This is a genomic window from Comamonas testosteroni ATCC 11996 (genome assembly GCF_000241525.1).
Classification (GTDB): domain Bacteria; phylum Pseudomonadota; class Gammaproteobacteria; order Burkholderiales; family Burkholderiaceae_C; genus Comamonas; species Comamonas testosteroni.
The window spans coordinates 1-15,092 of record NZ_AHIL01000037.1 but is presented as its reverse complement, the minus strand read 5'-3'; the positions used below and the strand labels follow the sequence as shown (position 1 = coordinate 15,092).

The following is a 15,092-nucleotide window of genomic DNA, read 5'->3' as shown; positions in this document are numbered from 1 at the left end:
TGAGGAATACCCGCCGTGTCAGCCAATCCCAATGCCGCCCCTGTTGCACCTGCTCCTGCCAAAAGCAAGAAGCTGATCGTCATCGTGGCCATCGTTGCCGTGCTGGCCATCGTGGCTGCCGCGGCCTATGTGCTGATGATGCAACGCCAGCACAGCAGCGCCGATGGCGAAGAAGAGGTCAGCGCCAAAGCCACAGTGCCCACTTTCCTGCCACTGGACAATATGGTGGCCAATCTGGCTGACCCCGGCGGCGACCGCTTTGTGCAACTGGGCATCACGCTGGAGCTGGCCGACGAAAAGACCGCCTCCACCGTCAAGCAATATCTGCCCAGCATCCGCAACGGCATTCTGATGCTGGTGTCCCAGCGCACGGCCGACGAGCTGCTGGCGCGCGAGGGCAAGGAAAAACTGGCCGCCGACATTCTCACCGAGGTCTCGGCGCCTCTGGGCTTCGGCTCAGGTGCCAAGAAGCGCTCGCGCGACGATGAGGACGCCGACGAAGACGGCCCGCGTGCCAATCGCAAGGGGCCTGTGCGTCGCGTGCTGTTCTCCAGCTTCATCATTCAGTAAGCAGGGAGGGAGTGCATGAGCGATTCTTTTCTCTCTCAGGAAGAGGTTGATGCTCTTCTTGAAGGCGTTACTGGCGAAAGCCAGCGTTCCGAGGTGGTGGAGGTCGATCTCGGCCAGGTCCGCAGCTACGACATCTCCAGCCAGGAACGCATCGTGCGTGGGCGCATGCCCACCATGGAAATTGTCAACGAGCGCTTTGCCCGTAACTTCCGCATCGGCCTGTTCAACTTCATCCGCCGCAGCCCCGAGGTTTCCGTCGGCACGGTGACGGTGCAGCGCTACAGCGCTTTCCTGCGCGAGCTGGCCGTTCCCACCAATTTCAACATCATGGCCATTCGCCCACTGCGCGGCAATGGTCTGATCGTCTGCGATCCCTCGCTGGTGTTTGGCGTGATCGACACGCTGTACGGCGGCACGGGTCGCCTACAGACTCGTATCGAGGGGCGCGACTTCTCGACCACCGAGCAGCGCGTGATCAACCGCATGGTCAATGTGATCTGCGAGGAATACAAAAAAGCCTGGCATGGCATCTATCCGCTGGAGCTGGTTTATCAGCGCTCGGAAATGCAGCCGCAGTTCGCCAACATCGCCACGCCCAGCGAAATCGTGGTCTCCACGGCTTTTCAGCTGGAAATCGGCGATATCTCGGGTTCCATCCACATCTGCATGCCCTATGCAACGCTGGAGCCGATTCGCGATGTGCTGTATTCCTCCACTCAGGGCGATGCCATCGAGGTGGATCGCCGCTGGGTCAAGGTGCTGACGCGGGAGATTCAGGCTGCCGAGGTCACGCTGGTGGCCGAGCTGGCCCGCGCCGATGCCACGGTGGAGCAGCTGCTGGCCATGCGCCCCGGTGACTTTATCGAGCTCGACCGTGAGCCGCTGATTCGCGCCTCCATCGGTGGAGTGCCGGTTTTCGAGTGCCAGTACGGCACGCACAACGACAAATATGCAATCCGCGTGGAACGCAGCCTGCGCGGCGGCGAGACCAGCTGGATGGGAGAGAAGCATGGCAATTGACGATAACAACAAGCCCGCGGGTGACGATCCGTTCTCCGGCTGGGCCGAGGCGCTGGAAGAGCAGCGTCAGCATGACCAGGCCGTCGAAGGCCCCGAGCTGTCCGACCAGGGCGGTCCGCTGGCGGGCGACGCCGCTCGCAGCTATGGCGATGTGCCGGTGCACGATATCAACATGGTGTTGGACATTCCGGTTCAGCTGTCCGTGGAGCTGGGACGCACCAAGGTGCCCATCAAATACATTCTGCAGCTGGCTCAGGGCTCGGTGGTGGAGCTCGATGCTCTGGCCGGCGAACCCATGGATGTGCTGGTCAACGGCTACCTGATCGCCCAGGGCGAGGTGGTGGTGGTCAACGACAAGTTCGGTATCCGCCTGACGGACGTGGTGACACCGTCCGAGCGTCTGCGCCGGGTCAGCCGTGGTTGAGAGCGCGGCCAACTCTGCGGCAGCGACCCCTTCCATGTGGCCCACGCTGCTGCTGGTCATCCTGTTTGTGGCGGTCATGGCGGCGTTGCCCTGGCTGGTGCGTCGTCTGCAGCAAAAAAACCTCCTGCCCCGCGGCATGGGGATGGCCCGTGGTGCCGCCTCAGTTCCGGCGCAGGTGTTGGGCACGCTGGCCATTGGCCCTCAGCAGCGGGTGGTGACCGTGCAGCTGGGTGAAGGGGAGCAGGCCGTGCGCCTGGTGCTGGGCGTGACGGCGCAGCAGATTCAATGCCTGCATGTGCTGCAAGACTCGTCCGCGACTTTGCAATCCGACCGTGCAGCCCATTCACCTGCTGTCTCATCGTTCACCGACTCGCTGATGCGCGCGCAGGCCGACGAAGCGGCCCGGAATTCTGGAAATGTCTAAATTCGTCTCTCGTGCTGCTGCCGCTGTCCTGCTGGCCATGCCCCTGATGGCCGCAGCCCAGGGCGCACCCGCCAGTCTGCCGCTGCTGGTGGGACAGGGCGCGGGCGGCACCAGCTATTCGGTGCCCATCCAGACATTGCTGTTCTTCACGGCGCTGTCGTTCCTGCCCGCCATCTTGCTGTTGATGACGGGCTTTACCCGCATCGTCATCGTGCTGAGCCTGCTGCGCCAGGCTCTGGGCACGCAGTCCGCGCCGCCCAATCAGGTGGTGATCGGTCTGTCGCTGTTTCTCACCATGTTTGTGATGGGGCCTACGCTGGACAAGGTCTATCAGGACGCCTATCTGCCCTACACGCAAAACAGCATCAGCTTCGAGCAAGCCATGGAAAAGGCCGAAGCCCCCATGCGTGGCTTCATGCTTAAGCAGACGCGCCAGTCGGACTTTGCGCTTTTCAAGCGCCTGGCCAAGCTGGATGCGAATGTCACAGCAGAAACGGCACCTCTGCGTGTGCTGGTGCCGGCCTTTGTGACCAGCGAGCTGAAAACGGCTTTTCAGATCGGCTTCATGATCTTCATTCCGTTTCTGGTCATCGACATGGTGGTGTCTTCCATCCTCATGTCGCTGGGCATGATGATGCTCTCGCCCGTGCTGGTGGCCCTGCCTTTCAAGCTCATGCTGTTTGTACTGGCCGATGGCTGGAACCTGATCATCGGCTCTCTGGCGGCGAGCTTTGCTACATGAGATACCCCTGAGGTGCTTGCCTAGGCGGCCCGCGCCTTCCCCCAAGGGGGACGGCATCCTTGCTGCGAGGCGGCTCTTGCTTGATGCCTCTCACTTAGGCTGCGCCAGTTTCAAGTGCGTTTAATCCTGTCGCTAATGTGGGGAGAAAAACAATGACTTCTCAATTTGTTCTGACCTTTGGCCGCGAGGCGCTGACCCTGCTGCTCATGATCTCCATGCCTGTGCTGGGCGTGGTCATGGGCGTGGGTCTGCTGGTGAGCGTCTTTCAGGCCGTGACTCAGGTGCATGAGGCCACGCTGGCCTTTGTGCCCAAGCTCATCGCTGCCGTGCTGGTGTTTGCCGTGGCGGGGCCGTGGATGCTGTCCACGCTGGTGGATTTCATTCGTCGCACCATAGAGAGCATTCCAGGTTCGGTGGGATGATTTCCTTTAGCGAAGCCCAGATCGCCGCCTGGCTCTCGCCGCTGATCTGGCCGTTTGTGCGCGTGCTGGCGCTGTTCACCACAGCGCCTGTGTTTTCTCAGAAAGCCATCCCCATGCGGCTCAAGGTGGGGCTGGCTTTTCTGGTAGCGCTTTGCGCGCAGCCCGTGCTGGGCGAGCAGACGGTGGTCAGCATTGCCTCGGCCCAGGCGCTGGGCACTCTGGTGCAGCAGGTGGTGATCGGCCTGTCCGTGGGCTTTGCCGTGCGCCTGGTGATGGCGGCCATCGAAGTCGCCGGTGAAGTGATTGGCCTGCAGATGGGCCTGAACTTCGCGTCTTTCTTCGATCCGACCAGCAATGCCCAGCTCAGTGCCGTGGCACGCTTCATGGTGCAGATTGCCACCTTGCTGTTCATTGTCATCAACGGCCATCTGCTGGTGCTGATGGCTGTTCTCAAGAGCTTTGAAGCCTTCCCCGTCGATGGCAACTTTCTGCAGGCCATCTCCCAGATGCGGATCCACGAAATGGGCAGCGCCGTCTTTGCCAGCGCTTTCTGGATTGCCCTGCCAATGATTGCCATGCTGCTGTTCGTCAACCTGGTGCTGGGCATCATCTCCCGTGTCGCGCCGCAGATGAATATCTATGCCGTGGGCTTTCCTGTCACCTTGACTGTGGGTCTGCTGGGCCTGACGGCGACTCTGCCCCTGCTGGAGCAGCCCCTGGTGGCCTTGCTGCAAAAAGGCATGGCAGTCTTCGGTGCTTAGCGTGAATGCTATATATTTAATAGCTTAATGCGCTTTGCAGCAAATGAATCAGTCCGTTTTGGGTCTTGAAACAAAGCGCTGCCTCTATGTCGGCGCGCAAGCCAGAAATCGGCAGCCGTGCATGGCCTGCCGCCCGTTTCAGGGCGTATCGATCAGTCCGTTCTTGATGGCATAGGCGGTCAGCTCCGCGTTGCTGCCCATGCCCAGCTTTTCCAGCACCCGTGCACGGTACACGCTCACCGTCTTGGGGCTGAGCATCAACTCCTGCGCAATATCGGTCTGTCGCTGACCGCTGGCAATTTTCAGCAGCGTCTGCATCTCGCGCTCGGACAAGGTTTCATGCGGCACGGGGGCGGCAGGCTGGGCCAGGCTGTCGGCCAGCATCTGGGCCACTTCGGCAGTCAGGTATTTGCGTCCGCTGTGGACGGTGCGCACGGCATCGATCAGCAGCACCGGATCCCCCGCCTTGTTGGCATAGCCGGCCGCGCCGGCCTTGATGCTGCGCAAGGCGTACTGGTCTTCGGGGTACATGGAGACCATGATGACGCGGATCTGCGGATGCGTTTCGCGCACGCTGGCCAGCACTTCCAGGCCGCTGCGGCCCGGCATGTTGATGTCCAGCAGCAGCACATCGCAAGTTGCGTCGCGCAGTTGCTCACGCAGTTCGGCATAGCTGCCCGCTTCCGCCGTGACGCTGATGTCCGTCGCCTCCGCCAGGGTGTCGCGTATGCCCCGGCGCAAAATGGCATGGTCGTCGCAAAGCACCACGTGAATCAAGGTTGCTCTCCCAGGAAGTCAGATGGCGGACCGGGCAAGCGCCTGGTTGGGCGGCTCATGCCTGGATCTCTGCCAGAGGAATGGTGAGAATGATAGAGGTTCCTAGGCCGGGGTGGCTGCTTACATCCAGCCAGCCTTGAATTGTTCGTGCGCGCTCACTTAGTCCTCTGAGTCCGAAAGACTGCGGCTTGTTGCGATCATCCTGGCTCAAGCCTACCCCGTTATCTGTTACTTCCAGTGTCAAAAAACCCTCGTGGTCGGACAAATCCAGCTTCACCTGGCTGGCTTGTGCGTATTTGCTGATATTGGTCAAGGATTCCTGTGCCGTACGGTAGACCACCACCTGCCGCGCGGGTGCGATCTCCATATGCTCACGGCTGGTGTGCAACTGGGCGGGTATGCCTGTGCGGCGCTCGAAGTCCTGGGCCAGCCATTGCACGGCGGCCACCAGTCCCTGGTCCAGAACGGGCGGGCGCAGGTCCTGCATGATGCGCTGGCTGGCACCCAGTGCGTGCTCCAGCATCTCCAGTGCCGATCTGGCATGCTCGCGCTGCTTTCCCTCGGGGCTGTTGCGGATCAGCCAGGCCAGATCGAACTTGACGGCAGTGAGCGAGCCGCCGATGTCATCGTGAATCTCACGCGAGATATTGGCACGCTCCTGCTCGATGCTGGTGTGCAGGTGTTCGGTCAGCTCGGCCAGGCGCTTTTCGGACTCGGCCAGCTGCAGTGCGGCGCGGCGGCGGGCTCGCCTCGCCTCATGGACCTCCACGGCGCGCTTGATGACATGGGGCAGGCCGTTGATCTGGTCCTTGAGAAGATAGTCGCTGATGCCCAGCCGCATGATGTCCACGGCGGCGGATTCGCCGATCGCACCCGACAGCAGCACAAAAGGGGGGGCATCGGCACGGTCGCACACCAGGTCCCAGACGTCGAGAGCCGTGAAGCCGGGCAGATGGTAGTCCGCCAGAATCAGGTCGAAATCCTGTGTCTCCAGGGCGCCCTGTACCTCCTGCAGACTGTCCACGGTCGTGAGCGTGCAGGGCAGCTGCCCGCGCTTGAGACTCAGGCGTGCCAGAGCCTGATCTGCGACAGAGTCTTCAATATGAAGGATTTTCAAGGTCTGATTCCGGAATTGCATATCGCCAAGGACGCTATCATTGGATACATTTTGGAACATCGAGGGCTGTTGTCGTCAGGTCGTGGCAGTGTGTCACGGGGGACGGACTGCTGATCGGTTCATTTCGTGGAGCATGGCGGCAGGGCCGTCATGATGGTTTTACGCAGTTGGAGTAACAATGCAGACGATGCAAAACCCTTCGGGTGTGCCTGCAGTTGCCGTGCCGGTGATGGTGGCTGCGGAGCTGCAGGATGCCTTGCTGGTCACGCTGCGTGATCTGCAGCGTCTTGAAGGGCTGCTGGACCATGCCACGCACAATCTGCTGGAGCGCTTTGAGCAAGTCAACGGGCAATTGTCGCAGCCGGCCTTACCCGATTCTGCAGCACTGGCTACAGCACGTGAGTCGCTGCGGCTGGCGGTGACCGAGCTCCAGTTTCACGATATGTCGTCTCAGCTGATTGCCCATATGGCACATACCTTGCAAGCCTGCGCTTTCAGGCTCGGGGCTGCCGCCATGGGCAGGGACGAGGACGAGGCGGAGTCCGCCATCAGTCTGCCAAACCTGCCCGAAAAGCCCAATCCCGTCACGCAAAGCGAGATGGATGCCGGCTCTGTGGAGCTGTTTTGAACTTCTACCCTGTTTTCCGTTGCCCGTCTGTTGGAGCTGTACATGCGATCGATTCTGGCTGTTGATGATTCCCCCTCGATGCGAAAGATGGTGTCTTTCACATTGAGCAGTGCTGGTTTTAAGGTGGTGGAAGCCGTCGACGGTGTGGATGCGCTGGAAAAAGCGCAGGCGCAGAACATCGATCTGGTGCTGGCCGACCAGAACATGCCGCGCCTGGACGGCATCGGTCTCACGCGCAAACTGCGTGAAAACCCGAAGTTCAAGGGCACGCCCATCCTGATACTGACCACGGAATCCAGCGACCTGATGAAGCAGGCGGGCCGGGCCGCAGGTGCCACGGGCTGGCTGGTCAAGCCCTTCGATCCCAATAGATTGATCGAAGTTATTCAAAAAGTGCTGCGTTAAGCCGATAACAACGAATCACAGCAGGAAACACCATGGCGGATACACACCAGGATGGCGCAGGTTCGGGCGCAGACTTCGACCTTAGCCAGTTCTATCAAATCTTTTTCGAGGAAGCGAGCGAGAACCTCGACCAGATGGAGCAGATGCTGCTCAGCCTGGACCTTTCGGCCGCCAACGATGAAGAGCTCAACGGTATTTTCCGCTGCGCCCACTCCATCAAGGGCGGTGCGGCGACCTTCGGCTTCTCGGATGTGACCGAGCTCACGCACCGCATGGAATCCCTGCTGGACCGCCTGCGTCGGCATGAAATCACGCCCATCCCCGAGATGGTCGATGTGCTGCTGGAGTCGGCGGACGCCAGCCGCAGCCTGTTGGCACGTCACCAGTCCGGTGACGAGGGCGAGCCGGTTTCCACTGCGGAACTGGTGGTGCGTATCGAGGCCCTGGCCCAGGGCCTGACCGAAATCCCCCAGGTCAACCGCAGTGCCGCGGCTGCCGAGCCTGTACAGCCAGCTGCCGCTGTTGCCGCAGTGGTGGCGGATACACCCGCTCAAGCGCCGGCCCCCGTAGCCCAGGCGGCAGAGCCAGGCCCTGTGATTGGTACCGAGCCTCCCGAGGGCGCGCGCGAGCTGACGATCGAGATCGGCCCGCTGTCCCGGCTGGAGCTGGGCGACGCCATCAAGGAGCTGTTCCGCGATATTCCGGGGCTGGGCACGATTCAGGACCAGGTCGGCACCAAGGCCGATCACCGCCTGTTCAAGGTCAGGACGGTGTCCACCGATGACGAGCTGCGCGATCTGTTTGTATTCCATGTCTCCAAGGAGCAGGTGCAGATCAGCGATACGGCCCAGCCGCAGTCCGCAGCCGAGCCTGTGGTCGAGCCTGAAGCTCTGGTTGATGAAGAGGCTGCCATGCCGCCCCACAATCTGCCGGCCGAAGAAGCCTACGGCTTTTTTGCGGGCGCTCCGGGCAGCCCCGAGGCTCAGCAAAATCAGGAGCATGCCGCGCTTGCCGGCGCTGCAGGTGCTGCGCAAAAGGCCGCACCCAAGGCCGCTGCCGCCCACATGGAGTCCACCAGCATCCGCGTGGATGTGAAGAAGGTGGACCAGCTCATCAATCTGGTGGGCGAGCTGGTCATCACCCAGGCCATGCTGGCGCAAAACAGTCAGGGGCTGGATCCGACGACCTATCAGCAGCTGCTGGCCGGTCTGGCCGATCTGGACCGCAACACGCGCGACCTGCAAGAGTCCGTGATGTCGATCCGCATGATTCCCATGTCCACCGTGTTCAGCCGCTTCCCGCGCATGCTGCGCGACCTGGCGGGCAAGCTGGGCAAGAAGATCGATCTGGTCACGCTGGGCGAAGCCACCGAACTGGACAAGGGCCTGGTCGAAAAGATCACCGATCCGCTGACCCATCTGGTGCGCAACAGCGTGGACCACGGCATCGAGATGCCCGAGGACCGCATCGCTGCAGGCAAGTCCGAACATGGCACGCTGACGCTGGCGGCATCCCATCAGGGCGGCTCCATCGTCATCGAGGTGCGCGACGACGGCAAGGGCATGAATCGCGAGAGGATTCTGAACAAGGCCCGCGAGCGCGGCATGGATGTCTCCGACAGCATGCCCGACAGCGATGTCTGGCAGCTGATCTTCGCGCCCGGCTTCTCGACGGCTGACGTGGTCACCGATGTCTCGGGCCGCGGCGTGGGCATGGACGTGGTCAAGCGAAACATCACATCGTTGGGCGGCACGGTGGAGATCGAGTCCGTTGCCGGTGTGGGCATGAAGGTGGCGGTGCGTCTGCCGCTGACGCTGGCCATCATGGACGGCATGTCCGTCGGTGTGGGCGAAGAGGTCTATATCCTGCCGCTGTCTTCGGTGGTCGAGTCCTTCCAGGTCAAGGCCGACGATGTCAATACCGTGGCCAACGGCACGCAGCTGGTCAAGGTGCGTGACGAATACATGCCGGTGATCGCGCTGGAGCGCACTTTCCAGGTGCCGCGCGCCGACGAAAGCCAGACGAGCAACATCATGGTGGTGGTCGAGGCCGAAGGCAGCCGCGTGGCGCTGCTGGTCGACGAGCTGTTGGGCCAGCACCAGGTGGTGGTCAAGAACCTGGAAAGCAATTACCGCAAGGTGCCCAATGTATCGGGTGCCACCATTTTGGGCGATGGATCCGTGGCACTGATTCTGGATACGGGCGCTCTGGTGCGCCGTACCCGCCACTGAGGCAGCCGACCCGAACAACGCAGAGAGAGCCGACATGAACATCATCAACAAGACTGCCGAAGGCGTGGCCACCGGGGCCCGCGAATACCTGACCTTCCGCCTGGGCGAGGAGGAATACGGCATCGACATCCTCAAGGTGCAGGAAATCCGTGGCTACGAGCAGCCCACGCGCATTGCCAACGCGCCCGAGTTCATCAAGGGCGTGGTCAATCTGCGCGGCACCATCGTGCCCATCGTGGACATGCGCCTGCGCTTCAATTGCTCTGAGGTGGAGTACAACGCCTTCACCGTGGTCATCATCCTGAACCTGCGCAACCGCGTGGTCGGCATTGTGGTGGACTCGGTCAGCGATGTGATGGAGCTGCCCGCCGACGCCGTGCGTCCTGCACCCGATATCGAAAGCGCCATCGACAGCGGCTGCATCCTGGGTCTGGGTTCGGTGGGCGAGCGCATGCTGATCCTGCTGGACATCGAGAAGCTCATGGGCAATGTCGACATGGGCCTGGTGGCCTCCGAAGCCTGAGCGCGCCAGAGGTCTGTGTGCTGAACCTGGGACGTAATGCTTCATTCGCAGCCTCTCCTGCCAGGCTTGAGCAGGATGATGAGGTGCTGCCGGGCAGCATGTCCGGCCCGCTGGCGCAAGGGCGCGAGTTCGTCTGGTCCAACCGCGACTTTGCCCGTGTGCAGGCGCTGATCTACAAGCGTGCCGGCATCAGCTTGCATGATGGCAAGCACGCCATGGTCTACAGCCGTTTGTCGCGCCGCCTGCGCGAGACCGGGCATGAGAGCTTTGTCAGCTATCTGGATTGGCTGGAGAGCATCAACGACGGACCCGAATGGCAGGAGTTCGTCAATGCTCTCACCACGAATCTGACCTCGTTTTTCCGTGAGCAGCATCACTTCGACATCCTGGCTCAGCATCTGCGCAGCCATAAACCCGGCGGCAATGGCTGGAAGGTGTGGTGCAGTGCGGCCTCCACGGGAGAGGAGCCTTACTCCATCCTGATGACGGCGGTGGAGAGTCTCGGCGCCTCGGCCAGCTTTCAGCTCATGGCCAGCGACATCGACTCGCGCGTGCTGGAGACCGCCTCGCGCGGCGTCTACCAGGCAGAGAACCTCAAGGGTGTGAGCACCGAGCGGCTGCACCGCTTTTTCCTGCGTGGGCGCTCGGCCAACTCCGGCATGGTGCGGGTCAAGCCGGAGCTGCGCCGCATGGTGGACTTTCTCAACGTCAACCTGATTGCCGGCGATTGGCCGTTCCGGGAGACCTTCGACATCGTCTTCTGCCGCAACGTGATGATTTATTTCGACGCATCGACCCAGCGTCGCGTGCTGGAGCGCATTCATCAGGTGATGCGTCCGGGTGGGCTGCTGTTCGTTGGTCATGCCGAGAACTTCAGCGATTCGCGCGACCTGTTCGCGCTCAAGGGCAAGACCGTCTATGAGCGCCAATGAAGCTGAAGGGCAGGGCTGCAAGTCATGAGGAATCTGAGCTCTCCGCTGGATCTGCCAGGTGCTGGCGCTGCCAGGCCCCTGCGCGGCAACAGCTTCGTGCCCCAGGGCTATCCTGATGCGGCCATGCCGGCGCCGGTCTCATCGCTGGAGCAGCTCAAGCGCCAGCCGCGCCAGCCCGGCGAGGCCTCGTTCTTCTACTACGACCCACACTTCCAGCTCAATTCGGCCAAGGTGCTGCCGGGCGAGTACTTTGTCTCGCGCGACGAGATGGCCATCGTCACCGTGCTGGGCTCCTGCATCGCCGCCTGCCTGTGGGATCGTTTCATGCGCATCGGCGGCATGAACCACTTCATGCTGCCCGATGGCGACAGCAGCGATGTCTCGGGGCGCTATGGCTCCTATGCCATGGAGCTGCTGATCAACGAGATGCTCAAGCTGGGCGCACGGCGCGAATCCATGCAGGCCAAGATTTTTGGCGGCGCCCAGGTCATGGCCAATTTCACGACCATGAATGTGGGTGAGCGCAACACCAGTTTTGTGACTGAGTATCTGCAAACCGAGCGCATTCCCATCGTCTCCGAAGACGTGCTGGATATCTATCCGCGCAAGGTGGTGTTTTTTCCATCCACGGGCAAGGCCATGGTCAAGCGCCTGGCACACGCCCATCCCGAGGCATTGGTGCAGCAGGAAATCACTCGCGGCAACGCGGCTGCGGTTGCGCGCAATACGGCGGGCGGCTCTGTGGATCTGTTTTGAGGAAGGTTGAGCGTTGTTAAAGCCAAAAATCCGGGTGATCGTGGTGGACGACTCTGCGCTGGTGCGCAGTCTTCTGGCCGAGATCATCAATCGCCAGCATGACATGGAGTGCATCGGCTCGGCCAATGATCCCTTGATCGCGCGTGAAATGATCCGCGATCAGAACCCCGACGTCATTACGCTGGATGTGGAAATGCCCCGTATGGACGGCATCGATTTCCTCGGGCGGCTCATGCGCCTGCGTCCCATGCCCGTGGTGATGATCTCCACGCTGACCGAGCGCGGTGCCGAAGTCACCATGCGCGCCCTGGAGCTGGGGGCCATCGACTTTGTGGCCAAGCCCCGCGTCGGTGTGGCCAACGGCCTGCAGGAGCTGGCCAGCCAGATCGTGGACAAGATTCGCGTGGCAGCCGTGGCCCAGGTGCATCGCCTGCCGGTGGTGCCCCACGGTGTGGCAGCGGCAGCGAGTGCGGGCGCCAAGCCTGCTGCGCCCCGTGCGCCGGCGGCACCCAGCCTGCTGGGGCGCATCTCGACCGAAAAAATCATCGCCATCGGAGCCTCCACCGGGGGGACGGAAGCGATTCGTGAGGTGCTCACGCATCTGCCGGCCGACTGCCCGGCCATCGTCATCACCCAGCATATGCCGCCGGGCTTCACCACCAGTTTTGCGGCGCGGCTCAACAGTCTGTGCCAGATGACGGTCAAGGAGGCCACGCACGGCGAGCGTTTGCTGCCCGGCCATGCCTATATCGCTCCTGGCGGCAAGCATTTCTCCATCACACGCAGCGGTGCCAACTATGTGGCCGTGGTCGATGATGCGCCGCCCGTCAACCGTCATAAGCCCTCGGTGGAAGTGCTGTTCAAGTCAGTGGCCGCCAGCGCCGGGCGCAATGCCTACGGCATCATGCTCACCGGCATGGGGGCCGATGGCGCCACCGCCATGCGCGAGATGCGCGATGCCGGCAGCTACAACCTGGTGCAGGACGAGAGCACCTGCATCGTCTTCGGCATGCCCCGCGAAGCCATTGCCCACGGTGCGGCCGATGAGGTGCTGCCTCTGCCGCAGATCGCTCATGCCCTGCTGACCAAGCTACGTGGCGGCTCGGACCAGGTTCATCACCGTATCTGAGATCGCATAAAAAGAGAGCGCCTTACGCTTGTCAGATAATGATTTCAGGCTTCTATAGCTTTGAAATCAATGCCTGACAGGCGAAAGGCGCTCTCTTATTTGATTGCCTGATTATTCAGACAGCAAGGTCCAGCGCTCCAGCGCCTCCATCAGTGCTTCATCGATCTCCGCGTCGCGCTGGTGCATGGCGACGGCCTTGGCGTTGTCGCTGGCAAATAGGCTGCCGTCGGCCAGCGCCTGCTGAATCTGCTTTTGCTCGGTCTCCAGTGCGGCAATCGTGGCCGGCAGGGCTTCCAGCTCGCGCTGATCCTTGTAGCTGAGCTTCTTCTTGGGGCTGGCCGCAGCGTCGGTGCGGCTTGCGACGGGCTTGGGCTCCTCCCTGAGGGCGGACTTGGCCTGTGCGGCTTCGGCCATGGCCTTGCTGCGGCGCGATTGCTCCATCCAGTCCGTCACGCCACCTTCGTATTCACGCCAGTGGCCGGGGCCTTCCCAGGCAATCGTGCTGGTGACCACGTTGTCGAGGAAAGTGCGGTCGTGGCTGACCAGAAAGACCGTGCCGTCATAGCTTTGCAGCAGGTCTTCCAGCATGTCCAGTGTCTCGATGTCCAGGTCGTTGGTCGGCTCGTCCAGCACCAGAACATTGGCCGGTCGCGCAAACAAACGGGCCAGCAGCAGGCGGTTGCGCTCGCCGCCTGACAGCGATCGGACCGGGGAATGCGCACGCGCCGGAGAGAACAGAAAGTCCGCCAGATAGCTCTTGACGTGCTTTTTCTGGTTGCCGATCTCGATCCACTCGCTGCCGGGGCTGATGAAGTCTTCCAGCGTGGCATCCAGATTCACCTGATGACGCATCTGGTCAAAGTAGGCCACTTGCAGATTGCCGCCCAGGTGCACCTGGCCGCTGTCCGGAGCCAGCTCGCCCAGAATCATCTTCAGCAGCGTTGTCTTGCCTGCGCCGTTGGGGCCCAGCAAGCCGACCTTGTCGCCACGCAAAATGGTGCCGCTGAACTTCTCGACGATCTTCTTTTCGCCAAAGGACTTGCTGACATCGGTCAGCTCGGCCACGATCTTGCCCTGATAGCCGTCGCCCTTGCCGGATGCGATATCCATGTTCACGCTGCCGAGCACATCACGGCGCTGGGCACGGCTGGCACGCAATTCCTGCAGACGGCTGATGCGGCTCTGGCTGCGGGTGCGGCGGGCTTCCACGCCCTTGCGGATCCAGACCTCTTCCTGGGCCAGCAGCTTGTCCGCCTTGGCGTTGATGACGGCTTCCTGGCTGAGCTGCTCTTCCTTTTGCAACACATACTGGGAGAAATTGCCCGGGTAGGTGCGCAGAACGCCCCGATCCAGCTCCACGATGCGGGTGGCGATGCGGTCCAGAAAGCTGCGATCGTGGGTGATCGTGATCACGCTGCCCTTGAAGGCAATCAGCAGCTCTTCCAGCCACTCGATGGAGTCTAGGTCCAGGTGGTTGGTCGGCTCGTCGAGCAGCAGGACATCGGGGCGGGCCACCAGAGCCTGGGCCAGCGCCACGCGCTTGCGGGTGCCGCCGGACAGGCTGCCCACCAGGGCATTCGGGTCCAGATGCAGGCGCTGCAATGTTTCCTCTACGCGCTGCTCCCAGTTCCAGGCGTCATAAGCCTCGATCTGTGTCTGCAGCTCGTCCAGATCCTCGCCCTCTCCGCCAGCCAGGTAGCGCTCGCGAATCGCAATCACAGCCGCAATGCCGTCCGACGCCGACTCGAAGATGGTGTGCTCCGGGTTCAGGTCGGGCTCCTGTGCCACATAGGTAATGCGGACTCCGTTCTGCACCTGGAGCTGGCCGTCATCGGCCTTTGCCAGGCCGCCCAGAATCTTGAGCAGCGAAGACTTGCCGGCGCCGTTACGGCCGATCAGGCCGACACGCTCACCGGTCTCCAGGGAAAAATTTGCGTGGTCCAGCAGGGCCACGTGCCCGAACGCCAATTGAGCGTCTAACAAAGTAATCAGTGCCATCGTGCCTGCATTATCGTTGGCCTCCATAGAGACAGCGGCCGTAAGGCCGCTGTCTCTATCTCTGTCTATCGACGCAGCCCAGGCAAAGACCACGCTGGCAGATGAATCTTTTGTGTCAAAAGCGGCGTGGCTAGGGTTTCACCTATGCTATAGTTCAATCCATCGCAGCAAACGACTGCCTCGCAAAAACTCAAAAGTTCTTGCTCGGGGGTGAAAAAGTTGTGATACACTAC

At 61.7% G+C, this 15,092-nt stretch carries 17 protein-coding genes; 14 read left to right on the top strand and 3 right to left on the bottom strand.

What is annotated here, in order from left to right; genetic code table 11:
* The first annotated feature begins 15 nt into the window (after positions 1-15).
* The 7 genes from CTATCC11996_RS15720 (at position 16) to fliR (ending at position 4,363) form a co-directional block, all read left to right on the top strand.
* Positions 16-570, top strand: a complete 555-nt coding sequence (locus CTATCC11996_RS15720; RefSeq protein WP_003077937.1) for a flagellar basal body-associated FliL family protein — start codon at positions 16-18, stop codon at positions 568-570.
* A 15-nt stretch (positions 571-585) separates the two neighbouring features.
* Positions 586-1,590 carry a flagellar motor switch protein FliM gene (fliM, locus tag CTATCC11996_RS15715; protein WP_003077936.1) on the top strand — a complete coding sequence of 335 codons (1,005 nt, stop codon included), beginning with the start codon at positions 586-588 and terminating at the stop codon, positions 1,588-1,590.
* On the top strand, positions 1,580-2,014 hold the full coding sequence (gene fliN / locus CTATCC11996_RS15710) for a flagellar motor switch protein FliN (RefSeq protein ID WP_003077935.1): 435 nt from the start codon (positions 1,580-1,582) through the stop codon (positions 2,012-2,014). The genes fliM and fliN overlap by 11 nt, the downstream gene beginning before the upstream one ends.
* A gap of 34 nt (positions 2,015-2,048) precedes the next feature.
* The gene (locus CTATCC11996_RS15705) at positions 2,049-2,438 is read left to right on the top strand and encodes a FliO/MopB family protein (protein WP_003077934.1); all 390 of its coding nucleotides are present in this window, start codon (positions 2,049-2,051) and stop codon (positions 2,436-2,438) included.
* A complete protein-coding gene (fliP, locus tag CTATCC11996_RS15700; RefSeq protein WP_003065455.1) occupies positions 2,431-3,180 on the top strand; it encodes a flagellar type III secretion system pore protein FliP in 750 nt (249 codons plus the stop codon). The genes CTATCC11996_RS15705 and fliP overlap by 8 nt, the downstream gene beginning before the upstream one ends.
* Before the next feature lie 152 nt (positions 3,181-3,332).
* Positions 3,333-3,602, top strand: a complete 270-nt coding sequence (gene fliQ, locus CTATCC11996_RS15695) for a flagellar biosynthesis protein FliQ (protein WP_003059126.1) — start codon at positions 3,333-3,335, stop codon at positions 3,600-3,602.
* A complete protein-coding gene (gene fliR, locus CTATCC11996_RS15690; protein ID WP_003077933.1) occupies positions 3,599-4,363 on the top strand; it encodes a flagellar biosynthetic protein FliR in 765 nt (254 codons plus the stop codon). Before fliQ ends, fliR begins: the two co-directional genes overlap by 4 nt.
* Positions 4,364-4,501: 138 nt before the next feature.
* Here fliR and CTATCC11996_RS15685 read toward each other — a convergent pair whose 3' ends face one another.
* Positions 4,502-5,140: a response regulator gene (locus tag CTATCC11996_RS15685; RefSeq protein ID WP_003077932.1), complete on the bottom strand. Its 639-nt coding sequence runs from the start codon at positions 5,138-5,140 to the stop codon at positions 4,502-4,504.
* A gap of 55 nt (positions 5,141-5,195) precedes the next feature.
* Positions 5,196-6,317 carry a hybrid sensor histidine kinase/response regulator gene (locus CTATCC11996_RS15680; protein WP_034349379.1) on the bottom strand — a complete coding sequence of 374 codons (1,122 nt, stop codon included), beginning with the start codon at positions 6,315-6,317 and terminating at the stop codon, positions 5,196-5,198.
* Positions 6,318-6,435: 118 nt separating this feature from the next.
* Between CTATCC11996_RS15680 and CTATCC11996_RS15675 the strand changes: the two genes are divergently transcribed.
* From CTATCC11996_RS15675 to CTATCC11996_RS15645, 7 genes are read left to right on the top strand one after another with little or no spacing between them, the layout of a single operon-like run.
* Positions 6,436-6,885 carry a hypothetical protein gene (locus CTATCC11996_RS15675; protein ID WP_003065446.1) on the top strand — a complete coding sequence of 150 codons (450 nt, stop codon included), beginning with the start codon at positions 6,436-6,438 and terminating at the stop codon, positions 6,883-6,885.
* A gap of 42 nt (positions 6,886-6,927) precedes the next feature.
* Entirely contained in the window at positions 6,928-7,290 is a 363-nt protein-coding gene (locus CTATCC11996_RS15670; protein ID WP_003059121.1) for a response regulator, read from the top strand.
* A gap of 32 nt (positions 7,291-7,322) precedes the next feature.
* Positions 7,323-9,521, top strand: a complete 2,199-nt coding sequence (locus CTATCC11996_RS15665; protein WP_003077930.1) for a chemotaxis protein CheW — start codon at positions 7,323-7,325, stop codon at positions 9,519-9,521.
* Between the two features lie 34 nt (positions 9,522-9,555).
* Entirely contained in the window at positions 9,556-10,044 is a 489-nt protein-coding gene (locus CTATCC11996_RS15660) for a chemotaxis protein CheW (RefSeq protein ID WP_003077929.1), read from the top strand.
* 17 nt (positions 10,045-10,061) lie between these two features.
* Positions 10,062-10,976: a CheR family methyltransferase gene (locus CTATCC11996_RS15655; RefSeq protein ID WP_034349377.1), complete on the top strand. Its 915-nt coding sequence runs from the start codon at positions 10,062-10,064 to the stop codon at positions 10,974-10,976.
* A 24-nt stretch (positions 10,977-11,000) separates the two neighbouring features.
* Entirely contained in the window at positions 11,001-11,732 is a 732-nt protein-coding gene (gene cheD, locus CTATCC11996_RS15650; RefSeq protein ID WP_003077926.1) for a chemoreceptor glutamine deamidase CheD, read from the top strand.
* Positions 11,733-11,745: 13 nt separating this feature from the next.
* On the top strand, positions 11,746-12,861 hold the full coding sequence (locus CTATCC11996_RS15645; RefSeq protein WP_201409200.1) for a protein-glutamate methylesterase/protein-glutamine glutaminase: 1,116 nt from the start codon (positions 11,746-11,748) through the stop codon (positions 12,859-12,861).
* Between the two features lie 111 nt (positions 12,862-12,972).
* On the opposite strand, the gene CTATCC11996_RS15640 is transcribed toward CTATCC11996_RS15645, so the two are convergent.
* A complete protein-coding gene (locus tag CTATCC11996_RS15640; protein WP_003077922.1) occupies positions 12,973-14,859 on the bottom strand; it encodes an ATP-binding cassette domain-containing protein in 1,887 nt (628 codons plus the stop codon).
* Between the last annotated feature and the right edge of the window lie 233 nt (positions 14,860-15,092).

Excerpts from the sequence above, each read along its gene's own strand:
- cheD (WP_003077926.1), top strand. The coding sequence starts at position 11,001 with ATGAGGAATCTGAGCTCTCCGCTGGATCTGCCAGGTGCTGGCGCTGCC.
- fliN (WP_003077935.1), top strand. The coding sequence starts at position 1,580 with ATGGCAATTGACGATAACAACAAGCCCGCGGGTGACGATCCGTTCTCC.
- CTATCC11996_RS15705 (WP_003077934.1), top strand. The coding sequence starts at position 2,049 with ATGTGGCCCACGCTGCTGCTGGTCATCCTGTTTGTGGCGGTCATGGCG.
- CTATCC11996_RS15675 (WP_003065446.1), top strand. The coding sequence starts at position 6,436 with ATGCAGACGATGCAAAACCCTTCGGGTGTGCCTGCAGTTGCCGTGCCG.
- CTATCC11996_RS15640 (WP_003077922.1), bottom strand. The coding sequence starts at position 14,859 with ATGGCACTGATTACTTTGTTAGACGCTCAATTGGCGTTCGGGCACGTG.
- CTATCC11996_RS15660 (WP_003077929.1), top strand. The coding sequence starts at position 9,556 with ATGAACATCATCAACAAGACTGCCGAAGGCGTGGCCACCGGGGCCCGC.
- CTATCC11996_RS15665 (WP_003077930.1), top strand. The coding sequence starts at position 7,323 with ATGGCGGATACACACCAGGATGGCGCAGGTTCGGGCGCAGACTTCGAC.
- fliM (WP_003077936.1), top strand. The coding sequence starts at position 586 with ATGAGCGATTCTTTTCTCTCTCAGGAAGAGGTTGATGCTCTTCTTGAA.
- fliP (WP_003065455.1), top strand. The coding sequence starts at position 2,431 with ATGTCTAAATTCGTCTCTCGTGCTGCTGCCGCTGTCCTGCTGGCCATG.
- CTATCC11996_RS15670 (WP_003059121.1), top strand. The coding sequence starts at position 6,928 with ATGCGATCGATTCTGGCTGTTGATGATTCCCCCTCGATGCGAAAGATG.
- fliR (WP_003077933.1), top strand. The coding sequence starts at position 3,599 with ATGATTTCCTTTAGCGAAGCCCAGATCGCCGCCTGGCTCTCGCCGCTG.
- CTATCC11996_RS15680 (WP_034349379.1), bottom strand. The coding sequence starts at position 6,317 with ATGTTCCAAAATGTATCCAATGATAGCGTCCTTGGCGATATGCAATTC.
- fliQ (WP_003059126.1), top strand. The coding sequence starts at position 3,333 with ATGACTTCTCAATTTGTTCTGACCTTTGGCCGCGAGGCGCTGACCCTG.